The organism is Pseudaquabacterium terrae, from assembly GCF_013266755.1.
GTDB lineage: Bacteria > Pseudomonadota > Gammaproteobacteria > Burkholderiales > Burkholderiaceae_C > Pseudaquabacterium > Pseudaquabacterium terrae.
The window spans coordinates 94,857-107,480 of sequence record NZ_JABRWJ010000012.1 but is presented as its reverse complement, the minus strand read 5'-3'; the positions used below and the strand labels follow the sequence as shown (position 1 = coordinate 107,480).

Below are 12,624 nucleotides of genomic sequence, written 5' to 3'. Positions count from 1 at the left end.
GGATGCATGGCGCCAGCGTTTCGCCGCCTGGCGTGGCGGCGAGCCCGAAGGCAACGTGCCGATCCGCGACTGGACCGGCGCGATCGGCGGCCAGCCGACCCGCATCGCCGGATTCGACCAGACGCTGGTCTGGCTGGTGATCGGCCTGCTCGCACTCGGCCTGGTGATGGTCTATTCGGCCAGCGTCGCGCTGCCGGACAACCCGAAGTTCGCGCGCTATTCGGCAACGCACTTCCTGTCGCGCCATGCGATGTTCATCGGCATCTCGATGATCGCTGCACTCGCGGCAGTGCAGGTGCCGGTCAACGTCTGGGAGAAGTGCGCACCGTGGCTCTTCGTTGCCGCGCTGCTGCTGCTGGCGATCGTGCTGCTGCCGCAGGTCGGAAAGGGCGTCAACGGCGCGCGCCGCTGGCTGCCGCTGGGCGTCATGAACTTCCAGCCGAGCGAGTTCGCCAAGCTGGCGATGGCGATGTACGCCGCTAGCTACATGGTGCGCAAGATGGAGGTCAAGGAGCGCTTCTTCCAGGCGATGTGGCCGATGGCCGTGTCGCTGGCGGTGATCGGCCTGCTGCTGCTGGCCGAGCCCGACATGGGCGCCTTCATCGTCATCGCGGCGGTCGCGCTCGGCATCCTGTTCCTGGGCGGCGTCAACGGCCGCATGTTCTTCCTGAGCGTCGCGGTGCTGCTGGGCGCCTTCGGCCTGATGATCGCGTCCAGCCCGTGGCGGCGCGAGCGCATCTTCGCCTTCCTCAATCCCTGGGACCCGGTGTATTCGCAGGGCAAGGGCTATCAATTGACGCATTCGCTGATCGCCTTCGGCCGCGGCGAATGGACCGGGCAGGGCCTGGGCGGCAGCGTCGAGAAACTGCACTATTTGCCCGAGGCGCACACCGATTTCCTGATGGCGGTGATCGGCGAAGAGCTCGGCTTCATCGGCGTCGCGCTGGTGATCGTCGCCTTCTTCTGGCTGACGCGCCGCATCTTCGTGATCGGCCGCCAGGCGGTGATGCTCGACCGCGTGTTCGCCGGCCTGATGGTGCAAGGCATCGGCATCTGGATCGGCGGGCAGACGCTGATCAACCTGGGCGTCAACCTCGGGGCCTTGCCGACGAAGGGGCTGACCTTGCCGCTGCTCAGTTATGGCGGGTCGGCGATCCTGATGAACATGATTGCGCTGGCGATCGTCGTTCGCGTTGACGTGGAAAACAGGCAACTCATGCGCGGGGGGCGAACGTGATGCCGCACCTCGTGATCATGGCCGCCGGCACCGGCGGTCACATCATTCCCGGCCTGGCGGTGGCGCGCGAACTGCAGCGCCGTGGTTGGACTGTCAGCTGGCTCGGCACGCGCACCGGCATGGAGAACAAGCTGGTGCCGCCGACGCAGATCCCGCTCGATGCGATCGGCTTCTCGGGCCTGCGCGGCAAGGGCCTGCTGCACACGATGACCGGGGGGTTGAGGCTGCTGAAGGCGTTCTGGGACTGCATCGGTATCCTGCGCCGCCGCAGCGCGGATGCAGTGCTCGGCATGGGCGGTTATGTCTGCTTCCCCGGCGGCATGATGGCCTCGCTGCTGAACAAGCCGCTGATGCTGGTCAATGCCGACGCGGCGCTGCTGCTGTCGAACAAGGCGCTGCTGCCGGTGGCCGACCGCGTTGCCTTCGGCTTCGACGGGCCGGCGTCGGCCGTCAAGCGGGGCGTCGTCACCGGCAATCCGGTGCGTGCCGAGATCGAGGCGCTGGCCGCGCCCGTCGAGCGTTATGCCGGCCGCAGCGGGCCGCTGAAGCTGCTGGTGGTCGGCGGCAGCCTGGGTGCGCAGGTGCTGAACCAGACCGTGCCGGCAGCCATCGCGCTGATGCCGGCCGCCGCGCGCCCGCGCATCACGCACCAGACCGGCACCGCGCAGCTCGATGCCGTGAAGGCCGCTTATGCCGATGCCGGCATCGCGGCCGAGGTGCTGCCTTTCATCGACGACATGGCGCAGCGCCTGGCCGAATGCGACCTGATCGTCTGCCGCGCCGGCGCGGTGACGGTCAGCGAGCTGTGCGCCGGCGGCGTCGCCAGCATCCTCGTGCCGCTGGTCATCCGCACGACCTCTCACCAGCGCGACAACGCCGAGCACATGGCGCGGCATGGCGCCGCGCTGCACCTGCCGCAGACCGAATTGAGCGCGCAATCGCTGGCCGATCGGCTGCAGGCGCTGGACCGCGCGCAATTGCAGCGCATGGCGACGGCTGCCCGCGCGCTCGCCAGGCCGCAGGCGGCGGCCCGCGTCGCCGACGAGCTGGAAAGCCTGGTGAAGCGGCCATGAAGCACGCCATCCGCCACATCCATTTCGTCGGCGTCGGCGGCGCCGGCATGAGCGGCATCGCCGAGATCCTGCACAACCTCGGCTACATCGTCTCGGGCAGCGACATCGCCGACAGCGCCCCCTTGCGCCGGCTGTCAACGCTCGGCATCCGCACCTTCGTCGGCCACGACGCCGCGCACATCGAAGGCGCCGGCGCGGTCGTCACCAGCACCGCGGTCAAGCCCGACAACCCCGAGGTCGCCGCCGCCCGCGCGAAGCGCATTCCGGTGGTGCCACGCGCGGTGATGCTGGCCGAGCTGATGCGCATGAAGCAGGGCATCGCGATTGCCGGCACGCATGGCAAGACGACGACGACGTCGCTGGTCACCAGCGTGCTCGCCGAAGCGGGCGTCGACCCGACCTTCGTGATCGGCGGCAAGCTCAATGCGGCCGGCGCCAATTCGCGCCTCGGCTCGGGCGACTACATCGTCGTCGAGGCCGACGAGAGCGACGCGTCGTTCCTGAACCTGCTGCCGGTGATGAGCGTCGTGACCAACATCGACGCCGACCACATGGACACCTACGGCCACGACTTCGAGAAGCTGAAGGCCGCGTTCGTCGAATTCCTGCACCGCATGCCGTTCTACGGCGCCGCGATCGTCTGCACCGACGATCCCGGCGTGCAGTCCATCGTGTCGATGCTCGAGCGCCCGGTGATCGCCTATGGTTTCAACGACGACGCGCAGGTGCGCGCGCTGAACGTGCAGGCGCTGCCCGGCGGGCAGATGCGCTTCACCTGCCGGCGCCACAACCACGCGCCGATGCCGGACCTGGACGTCACGCTGAACCTGCCCGGCGAGCACAACGTGCGCAATGCGCTGGCGGCCATTGCCGTCGCGACCGAATTGCAATTGCCCGACGATGCGATCGTGCGCGCACTGGCAGCCTTCAGCGGCGTCGGCCGGCGCTTCCAGCGTTATGGGGACTGGCCGGTGAGTGCGGCCCATGGCGGCGGCACCTTCACGCTCATCGACGATTACGGCCACCACCCGGTCGAAATGGCGGCGGTGATCGCGGCCGCGCGCGGGGCTTTTCCGGGCCGACGCCTGGTGCTCGCTTTCCAGCCGCACCGCTACACGCGCACGCGCGACTGCTTCGAGGATTTCGTCAAGGTGATGGGCAGTGCCGACGCCGTGCTGCTGACCGAGGTGTATGCCGCCGGCGAAGCACCGGTCGTCGCGGCCGACGGCCGTGCGCTGGCGCGGGCGGTGCGCGTGGCCGGCAAGGTCGATCCGCTGTTCGTCGATCAGATCGACGCGCTGCCGGCGGCGATCGTCGAGCAGGCGCGTGGCGGCGACGTCGTGATCGCGATGGGCGCCGGCTCGATCGGTGCAGTGCCGGGCAAGGTGGTCGAGATGATGCAAGGAGCGGGCACATGAGCCCGCACGGCCGCCCGAAGGGCGAATTCCCCCTCGGGGGGAGGGCGCGTAGCGCCAAGGGGGTCAATTGAGCGCCGCGACGATTGATACGAAGGCCCTCGGCAAGACCGCGGTGCTGATGGGCGGTACCAGTGCCGAGCGCGAGGTCTCGCTGATGTCCGGCTCGGGCGTATTGCACGCGCTGAAGTCGCAGGGTGTCGACGCCTATGCGTTCGACCCGTCGACGCGCGACCTGGCTGATCTGAAGCGCGAGGGTTTCGCGCGCGTCTTCATCGCGCTGCATGGCCGCCATGGCGAAGACGGCTGCGTGCAGGGCGCGCTCGAACTGCTCGGCGTGCCCTACACCGGCTCCGGCGTGCTGTCGTCGGCGCTCTGCATGGACAAGACGATGAGCAAGCGGATCTTCGTCGCCGAGGGCCTGCCGACGCCGCGCTGGCTGTGGCTGGGCGCGACCGAGCAGTCGCGCGAGCGCATCCGCACGATTCCCGATGACCTGGGCCTGCCGCTGATCGTCAAGCCGCCGCGAGAAGGCTCGTCGATCGGCATCACCAAGGTCGCCGGCTATTCGGAAATGGCCGCAGCGGTGACGTTGGCGACGCAATACGACCCGGATCTCTTGTGCGAGGAATTCATCGAAGGCGAGGAAGTCACCTGCCCGGTGATTGGCACCGGTGACGGCGCGACCGCGCTGCCGGTGATCCGCATCGTGGCGCCGGAAGGCAATTACGACTACCAGCACAAGTACTTCACCGACGACACGCGTTATCTCTGCCCGAGCGGCCTGCCGGAAGACGAGGAGCGAGAGATCCAGCGCATCGTGGTCGCCGCGTATCGCGCGCTCGGCTGCCGCGGCTGGGGCCGGGCCGACCTGATGATCCGCGCCGCGGACCGCAAGCCCTTCCTGCTGGAGATGAACACCTCGCCCGGCATGACCGGCCATTCGCTGGTGCCGAAATCGGCGCAGGCGGTGGGCATCAGCTACGAGCAGCTGTGCGTGCAACTGCTGGCTGCGGCCACGCTCGATTCCGAAGCCCAGCAGGTGCAGGGAAGCTGAACCCCATGGCCCGCGCAAAAGCCTCCGCCACGATGATGCCGCCGCCCATGCCGGTGGACGTACGCCTGATGCAGACGGCCGCGCAGGCGCTGGCCGTGCTCGGCGCCATCGCGATCGGCGCCGCGCTGCTGCTGTGGTTCGTGCGGCTGCCGGTGTTCGCGCTGCGCAGCATCTCGGTCGACGGCGAGGTCGCGCGCAACAGCGCGAGCACGATCCGCGCGAACGCCGCGCCCAAGCTCGCCGGCAACTTCTTCACGATGGACCTGCAGCGCGCGCGCGCCGCCTTCGAGGCCGTGCCCTGGGTGCGCCACGCGGTGGTGCGCCGCATCTGGCCGAATCGCCTGGCCGTGACGCTGGAAGAGCACCGCGCTGCCGCGCTGTGGGCCGCCGACGACGGCAACGACAAGCTGGTGAATCACCACGGCGAGATCTTCGAAGCCAATATCGGCGACGTCGAGGACGACGCGCTGCCGCGCTTCACCGGCCCCGAGGACAGCGCACTGCAGATGCTGGCGCTGTACCGGCGCCTGCAGCCGGCGCTGCAGCCGCTGGACGAAGGCGACATCGAGCAGTTGAAGCTGTCGGGCCGCGGCTCCTGGCGCGCCGAGCTCGAAGGCGGCGCCGCGATCGAGCTCGGCCGCGGCAGCGACGACGAGGTGATCACGCGCGCCGAGCGCTTCGTGCGCACGCTGCGCCAGGTCACCGATCACTACCAGCGCCCGCTGCAATACGCCGACCTGCGGCATCCGGACGGTTATGCGGTGCGCCTCAAAGGCGTCACCACCGTGATTCCCAAAGAACCGACCCGCAAGAGATAACACACGATCACCATGGCCAAGGAATACAAGGATCTCGTCGTCGGGTTGGACATCGGCACCGCCAAGGTGATGGTGGTCGCTGCCGAAGTCATGCCGGGCGGCGAATTGCGCCTGGCGGGCCTGGGCGTCGCACCGACGCATGGCCTGAAGCGCGGCGTCGTCGTCAACATCGATGCCACCGTGCAAAGCATCCAGCAGGCGCTGAAGGAGGCCGAGATGATGGCCGCCTGCAAGATCGAGCGCGTCTACACCGGCATCACCGGCAGCCACATCCGTGGCCAGAACTCGACCGGCATGGTGATCGTGCGCGACAACCGCGAGGTCAGCACGACCGACGTCAACCGCGTCGTCGAGACCGCCAAGGCGATCAACATTCCGAACGACCAGCGGCTGCTGCTGGTCGAGCCGCAGGAATTCATCATCGACGGCCACGAGGTCAAGGAGCCGATCGGCATGAGCGGTAGCCGGCTCGAGGTCAAGGTGCACATCGTCACCGGCGCGCAGAGCGCGGCCGAGAACATCCTGAAGTGCGTGCGCCGCTGCGGTCTCGAAGTCGAGCGCCTGGTGCTGAACCCGAGCGCGTCCGCGGCAGCAGTGTTGACCGAGGACGAGAAGGACCTCGGCGTCGCGGTGGTCGACATCGGCGCCGGCACCACCGACGTCTCGATCTACACCGACGGCTCGGTGCGCCACACCGCCGTCATTCCGATCGCCGGCGACCTGATCACCAGCGACATCGCGATGGCGCTGCGCACGCCGACCAAGGATGCCGAGGAGATCAAGGTCGAATACGGCGTCGCCAAGCAATTGCTGGCCGACCCGAGCGAGAACCTCGAAGTGCCGGGCCTGGGTGACCGGGCACCCCGCATGCTCAGCCGCCAGGCGCTCTCGGGCGTGATCGAGCCGCGCGTCGAGGAGATCTATTCGCTGGTGCACCAGGTGATCCGCGAATCGGGCTACGAGGAATTGTTGTCCTCGGGCATCGTGATCACCGGCGGCTCGGCGGTGATGCCGGGCATGGTGGAGCTCGGCGAAGACATTTTCCTGAAGCCCGTGCGCAAAGGTCTGCCGACCTACAACGGGCCGCTGTTCGACATGGTGGCGAACCCGCGTTCGGCCACCGTGATGGGCTTGCTGGAGGAAGCCCGCATGGCGCGTGCACGAGGGATCAAGGCTGCTGCGCAAGCCGGCTCGGTGCAAACCTTCTTCGGCCGCGCGAAGGACTGGTTTCTTGGGAATTTCTAACAGGGACGGTCAACGTCCTGTGCTCTTTAGACGTGGTACTCATTCATTGGCAACTGCTTGACGAAGACTAGGAGGTTCAAATGCCTATCGAGATGATCGAAGAATTCGACCAGGGCACCCGCATCAAGGTGGTCGGCGTCGGCGGCGGTGGTGGCAATGCCGTCGAACACATGATCACGCAAGGCGTGCAGGGCGTTGAGTTTGTCTGCGCGAATACCGACGCGCAGGCGCTGAACCGCTCGAGCGCGCACACGCTGATCCAGCTCGGCGACAACGGCCTCGGCGCCGGCGGCAAGCCCGAGAAGGGCAAGGCCGCGGCCGAGGAAGCCGAAGGCCGCGTGCGCCAGGCGCTGGAAGGCGCGCACATGGTCTTCATCACCGCCGGCATGGGCGGCGGCACCGGCACCGGCGCGGCGCCGATCGTCGCGCGCACCGCGAAGGAGATGGGCATCCTGACCGTCGGCGTGGTCACCAAGCCGTTCGAGTTCGAAGGCCCGCGCCGCATGAAGCAGGCCGACATCGGCACCACCGAGCTCGAATGCAACGTCGACAGCCTGATCGTCGTGTTGAACGAGAAGCTGCTGGAAGTGCTGGGCGACGACGTCACGCAGGACCAGGCTTTCGCGCATGCGAACGACGTGCTGAAGAACGCCGTCGGCGGCATCAGCGACATCATCCACATGCACGGCCTCGTCAACGTCGACTTCGAAGACGTCAAGACGGTGATGAGCGAGCCGGGCAAGGCGATGATGGGCACGGCGATCGCCGGCGGCCCGGACCGCGCGCACAAGGCGGCCGAAGCGGCGGTGGCTTGCCCGCTGCTCGAGGGCATCGACCTCTCGGGCGCGCGCGGCGTGCTGGTGCTGATCGCGGCGAACAAGAACAACTTCAAGTTGAACGAGAGCAAGGCGGCGATGAACACCATCCGCCGCTACGCCGCCGAGGACGCGCACATCATCTACGGCGCCGCCTACGACGACACGCTGGGCGACCAGCTGCGCGTCACGGTGATCGCCACCGGGCTGTCGCGCTCGAGCTCCAAGCCGCAAGCCGCGCCGCTGACGGTGGTGCAGCCGACCACCGCGCATGCGCTGCGCACGGGAACGGACAACCTGCCGATCCTGAACAACGTGGCGCAGCCGGGGCCGGGGCAGCAGGTGCAGCAACACGACTACTCGGGCCTGTCGACGCCGAGCGTGTGGCGCAGCGCGCGCACCCAGGCCGCGGCCAAGGTCGAGGCACTGAGCTCGAACGGCATGGACGAGATCGAGATTCCCGCATTCCTGCGCAAGCAGGCGGATTGAGGGGCGCGGGGCGGTCCAAGCGGTCCGCCCTGGTCGTCTCACCGGTGGAGTTCGAGGGGCCGGCGAGGCGCAGCGCGTCACGGGGAGAGTGGATATGGACACCTCGACGCATGTGTGCGCCGAATGCCGGTTCGAGCTGCGCTTTGCCGCGGCCTGCCCCGGCGGGCATGACTACGCGTTTCCGTGCGACCAGCACGGGCGCGTGGATCTGGATGCGCTGCCGGAGCGGGAGCGCACGGAGTACTTCTTTGCGCGCGCGCTGATCGGGCGCGATGTGGCGCGGCCGGTGGTGGTGATGCTGGAGGTGCTGGCGGCGAATGGGGGGAAGCGGGCGGCGTAGCGCGCGTTCCTAACTCACAAGTGGCCCGTGCACGGGATCACGGGCACCAGCGCAACCTCAGGGCACCGCGCGATGGTCGAGGCTTAGCACACGTGCAAGCCGCCAACGCCCGTCCTGGAAACGCCACAAACTAACGAACTTTGCCAACGTACTGGTAGTCGCGCCGCGCTCATCGAAGCGATGGAACCCGACCTGCACGGCTCCATAGCCCGCGATCGGGTACACCCGCAAGCTGCCTGGAACGATGGTCCGTTTGATGCCGCGGTCGCGCGGACACGACGCGGTGAGCCGGCGGGTGTTCTCGCGCACTTGCTCGCCCGCGGCGAAGCCAGTTTGGTCGTGGTAGAACTCAACGTCGTCGGTAAAGATCGCGTTGGCTTTGGTGGAATCGCACGACACGAACGATGCATCGAACAGGATGCTGTCCATCTCCGCCAGCGCATCGAACAGCGCGCCCGAGCGCAAGCCGTCGGTGCTGTCCGAGGAGGGCGGCGCCTCTGTAGGGCGATCCGGCTGAGTGGAGCAGCCCATTGACGTGATCACCGTGATCACCGCAATGACGAAGATTCTCACCACTACCTCCCTTGACGCACTGGCCCAACATTTGAGCATGCGACCAGACTGTCCGCTGGGTCGTCGAAGCAGCTGGAAGCGGACGCTGACCAACGGAAGTTCTGGACGAAATCGGAGGGTGGAACTTCGGCTGCAGGCTTCATTGGCCTCATCAAGTTTGTTGATGGTGTCTTCCCGAGTCTAGCCAACCGGCACGAAGGCAGAGAACTCGTGCAGCCGCATTGCAGCGGTTGGAGCCGATCGCTGGCGGCGGGTGTACTTGCGCTGACCGGCACCAAGCAGTCGTTCGACTGGGCAGCAGCGCCGCGCGGCGCCAAACCTTCGCGAGGCGCACGCCCGATCAGTGCACTCCAACGGTCGATTCAACGCTTGGTCCAACGGACCAGGGCGACAGTGACACCCGCCCGGCCCTCACCCGAGATCCCCTCCGGCGAGCCGGTGCGACCTTCATCAGGAGCTCGTCATGCGCGCCGGAGACGCGGTCGAAAGCGTCGCCGCGCGCGGCGGTCCGCACGAGTACCGACCGTTCGTCTGTCGTGCGATGCGTGCCGTGACCTGCATTCCCGACTCGCGCGGCGATCGCTTCGTCTTCTCGATCCGCTTCGATCCCGAAGCCTCCCGAAGCGCCTCAGCGCGTCGCGCGTCTGGTCGGGCGGTGACCAACGCCGAGCGCCGCACGGAGCGCGTCTTCGCGCGCATGACGGTGGCTTCGGCCGACATGCGCGTGCTCCTTACTTCGAAGGGCACTGTAAGCATCGCGCCCTGCCGAGGCAACCCGTGATGCACACAGCGATGTAGCGTGACCTGACACGGCGCGCAGGCGATGGGCATGCGCGTGAGCGCGTGCAGTCCGTCACCGATTCGGCGCATCCACGCCTTTCTGCACCATCGATCACCGCCTCCGGCTCGTAGGTGCCGCCGACCGCCCACCTTTCCGGCGGATCCGAGCGAACCCCAACAACCTGGAGCCGATCGATGAACACCGTGCACCCGAAGTCGCCGACCGCTGTCGCGCTGGCCGCCGCCACGCTGCTGACTCTGACGCTCGCGGCGCCCGCCGCGAGCGCCGTGCCCGTCAGCATGACGCTGAAGGAGCTGCCGCCGGGACTGGCCATCACGGCGATGGTGTTCCGCTCGACCTGCCCGAATGGCGGCCAGCATGCGCGGCAGTTCGCTGCAAGCTTCCCGCTCACCGAGTCGTCGAGCGTGGTGTTCGAGACGGTGACCGGGCTCGACGGGCGGCCGACCTTGCGGTCGCGCGTCGTGACGATCTACAGCGGCCAGCTCGCGGAAGTGTCGGCTGCGGTGCCGCCGCAGAATCGCTGCTCGTTCGGCCAGGCGCTGACCTTCGACGCCGGCGTGATGGGCGCCGGCGCCAACGGCCAGCCCGCGCAGCGCGTGCTCGAGCGGCTGGGCAGTGCCGCCAATCCGACGACCGCGCAGAACGTCGTGCGCAGCATCAACGGCAGCTCTTCCGGCCTGCCGGCGGCGCGCGACCTGTCGCGCAACCAGCTGGTGAGCTTCACGATCAGCCACGAGAACCCGTTCGGCGATGCCTTCACGCAGGCGCCGGTGATGGAGTTCTCGCGACCCGGGCCGATCATCGGCGGCGGCCTGCGGCTGGCGCAGGTGACTCGCCTGTTCATCGACGCGTCGGGCGCGCGCTGCATCCGCGCCGCGGGCGTCACGCGCTGCAGCAACACCACGCCGCTGCAGAACGGCCGCCTGATCCACGGCGGCGTCGAGCTGGTGGTCGCCACTACGCGGCACCAGAACTTCCAGAGCACGTTCCAGTTCGAGCTGAACAACGACTTCGTCGCCGGCAGCTACAGCGTGCGCGCATTCGCCGACGACAACGACACGATCGACTACCTGGTCGACGGCGTGCCGACCGAGCTGGACCTGATCAAGTGGGCGCCCAGCACGTCGGCGATGACGGTGCTGTGATGGCTTGGGCAGCGGCCCGACTGACGACGCGCCGCCCGCCCGCATTCACACCGGCTGCTTCGTGATCCGCAGATACGGCTTCGGCGCCTTCCACCCATTCGGAAACAGCTTCTTCGCGTCCTCATCCGACACCGAGCCGGCGATGATCACGTCCTCCCCTTGCTTCCAGTTCACCGGCGTCGCGACCTTGTGCTTGGCGGTGAGTTGCATCGAGTCCAGCACGCGCAGGATCTCGTCGAAATTGCGGCCGGTGGTCATCGGGTAGGTCAGCATCAGCTTGATGCGCTTGTCCGGGCCGATGATGAACACCGCGCGCACGGTGGCGTTGGTCGCCGCGGTGCGGCCTTCGGAGCTGCCTTCGGTGTCCGCGGGCAGCATGTTGTAGAGCTTGGCCACGGCCAGGTCGTGGTCGCCGATCATCGGGTACTTGGGCAGGTAGCCTTGGGTCTCCTCGATGTCGGCCGCCCACTTGTGGTGGTTGTCCACCGGGTCGACGCTCAGGCCGATCAACTTGGCGCCGCGCCTGGTGAACTCGGGCTCGATGCGCGCCATGTAGCCCAGCTCGGTGGTGCACACCGGCGTGAAGTCCTTCGGGTGCGAGAACAGGATGGCCCAGCTGTCGCCGATCCAGTCGTGGAACTGGATCGTTCCCTGGGTGGTCTGGGCGCTGAAGTCGGGGGCGATGTCGTTGATGCGCAGGGACATGGTGCTTCCTTCGGGGTTGGGGTGGTGGGGGTGGGTGAGGTTCAGGCGGCCATCGCGGCCGCGGTGTCGAGACTGGGCACTTCGGCGAGCACGGCGGCCCAGACCTGCGGCGGCGCCGCGCCGCGCGCGATCGGCAGGTAGTGCGCCCATTGCGCCGGAGTGCACACGGCATTCAGCGCATGCACGAACACGCGCGTGGCGCCGGCTGGCGAGTTCTTGGCGCTGCCGAACGTGGCCAGCGATTCGACGCCGTGCGCCACGAAGTGGTCGAAGCTGCCGTGGGCGATGCCGGCCGAGACGCACCATTCGGCGAACAGCGGCGCCCTCGGCGACGGCAGGCGCGCGACCAGCGGCATCATCACGTCCTCCTCGTGCACGAGGTGCGCTTCGGCACAGGCGCGGTAGGCCGTGAAGGCCCTGCGCACGGCGGCGGGGCCGTGGGCAATGGCATCGCTCACGGCGGCCTGCAGCGCGTGCTCATGCACGTGCTCGGCCTTGAACATCGCCGCGCCGGCGGCGCCGTCGAAGAAGAGGTCCAGCATCGCGGTGATGCCGCGGCCGGCGCCGGGCACGCCGTCTTCCATCGCCGCGTGCACCGCGATCGCTGCGGTGTAGGCCTGCCACGCGGCGTTGAAGGCGGGCACGTCGCCCGCGTCGGTCAGCGGGGCCAGCACCTTGGCCAGGTCGTTGCGCAGCACCTCGTGGTAGTTGCGCATCACGGCCGGAACGGAGGCTTCGGGTTCGGTCATGTCTCGCTCCTCTTGAATGCGTGCAGTGGGGATGGAAGCAGTGTGCGAATGCTGGCCGCAGAAGTCGTTCAGCGGGTGTTCAAGCTTGTTAAACATGCGGCTCACGCCGGCGCGCGGCTGCCGTAAGCTCCACGCCCGGAGCGGCCGCCGGGGCCGCTGGA

General features: G+C 68.0%; 13 protein-coding genes. 10 read left to right on the top strand and 3 right to left on the bottom strand.

Going from position 1 to position 12,624, the window contains the following annotated elements; all coding sequences use genetic code 11:
• Positions 1-55: 55 nt before the first annotated feature.
• The 8 genes from ftsW to HLB44_RS31440 all read left to right on the top strand — a co-directional run bounded on the left by ftsW (position 56) and on the right by HLB44_RS31440 (position 8,489).
• A complete protein-coding gene (gene ftsW / locus HLB44_RS31475; RefSeq protein WP_425500887.1) occupies positions 56-1,237 on the top strand; it encodes a putative lipid II flippase FtsW in 1,182 nt (393 codons plus the stop codon).
• Positions 1,237-2,310, top strand: a complete 1,074-nt coding sequence (murG, locus tag HLB44_RS31470) for an undecaprenyldiphospho-muramoylpentapeptide beta-N-acetylglucosaminyltransferase (protein ID WP_173132856.1) — start codon at positions 1,237-1,239, stop codon at positions 2,308-2,310. Before ftsW ends, murG begins: the two co-directional genes overlap by 1 nt.
• On the top strand, positions 2,307-3,728 hold the full coding sequence (murC, locus tag HLB44_RS31465) for a UDP-N-acetylmuramate--L-alanine ligase (protein ID WP_173132853.1): 1,422 nt from the start codon (positions 2,307-2,309) through the stop codon (positions 3,726-3,728). The genes murG and murC overlap by 4 nt, the downstream gene beginning before the upstream one ends.
• A gap of 67 nt (positions 3,729-3,795) precedes the next feature.
• Positions 3,796-4,782 carry a D-alanine--D-alanine ligase gene (locus HLB44_RS31460; RefSeq protein WP_281375249.1) on the top strand — a complete coding sequence of 329 codons (987 nt, stop codon included), beginning with the start codon at positions 3,796-3,798 and terminating at the stop codon, positions 4,780-4,782.
• 5 nt (positions 4,783-4,787) lie between these two features.
• A complete protein-coding gene (locus HLB44_RS31455; protein ID WP_173132850.1) occupies positions 4,788-5,600 on the top strand; it encodes a cell division protein FtsQ/DivIB in 813 nt (270 codons plus the stop codon).
• A 12-nt stretch (positions 5,601-5,612) separates the two neighbouring features.
• Positions 5,613-6,845 carry a cell division protein FtsA gene (ftsA, locus tag HLB44_RS31450; RefSeq protein WP_173132847.1) on the top strand — a complete coding sequence of 411 codons (1,233 nt, stop codon included), beginning with the start codon at positions 5,613-5,615 and terminating at the stop codon, positions 6,843-6,845.
• A gap of 80 nt (positions 6,846-6,925) precedes the next feature.
• Entirely contained in the window at positions 6,926-8,149 is a 1,224-nt protein-coding gene (gene ftsZ, locus HLB44_RS31445; protein WP_173132845.1) for a cell division protein FtsZ, read from the top strand.
• Positions 8,150-8,243: 94 nt separating this feature from the next.
• Complete coding sequence (locus tag HLB44_RS31440; protein WP_173132842.1) at positions 8,244-8,489, top strand: hypothetical protein; 246 nt, start codon at positions 8,244-8,246, stop codon at positions 8,487-8,489.
• A gap of 57 nt (positions 8,490-8,546) precedes the next feature.
• Here HLB44_RS31440 and HLB44_RS31435 read toward each other — a convergent pair whose 3' ends face one another.
• A complete protein-coding gene (locus HLB44_RS31435; RefSeq protein ID WP_217283876.1) occupies positions 8,547-9,062 on the bottom strand; it encodes a nuclear transport factor 2 family protein in 516 nt (171 codons plus the stop codon).
• A 463-nt stretch (positions 9,063-9,525) separates the two neighbouring features.
• Between HLB44_RS31435 and HLB44_RS31430 the strand changes: the two genes are divergently transcribed.
• On the top strand, positions 9,526-9,843 hold the full coding sequence (locus HLB44_RS31430) for a hypothetical protein (protein WP_173132839.1): 318 nt from the start codon (positions 9,526-9,528) through the stop codon (positions 9,841-9,843).
• A gap of 194 nt (positions 9,844-10,037) precedes the next feature.
• A complete protein-coding gene (locus HLB44_RS31425; RefSeq protein WP_173132836.1) occupies positions 10,038-11,009 on the top strand; it encodes a hypothetical protein in 972 nt (323 codons plus the stop codon).
• A 45-nt stretch (positions 11,010-11,054) separates the two neighbouring features.
• On the opposite strand, the gene HLB44_RS31420 is transcribed toward HLB44_RS31425, so the two are convergent.
• Positions 11,055-11,714 (bottom strand): peroxiredoxin, encoded by a 660-nt coding sequence (locus HLB44_RS31420; protein ID WP_173132833.1) that lies wholly within the window; start codon positions 11,712-11,714, stop codon positions 11,055-11,057.
• A gap of 41 nt (positions 11,715-11,755) precedes the next feature.
• The gene (locus tag HLB44_RS31415; RefSeq protein WP_173132830.1) at positions 11,756-12,463 is read right to left on the bottom strand and encodes a hemerythrin domain-containing protein; all 708 of its coding nucleotides are present in this window, start codon (positions 12,461-12,463) and stop codon (positions 11,756-11,758) included.
• Between the last annotated feature and the right edge of the window lie 161 nt (positions 12,464-12,624).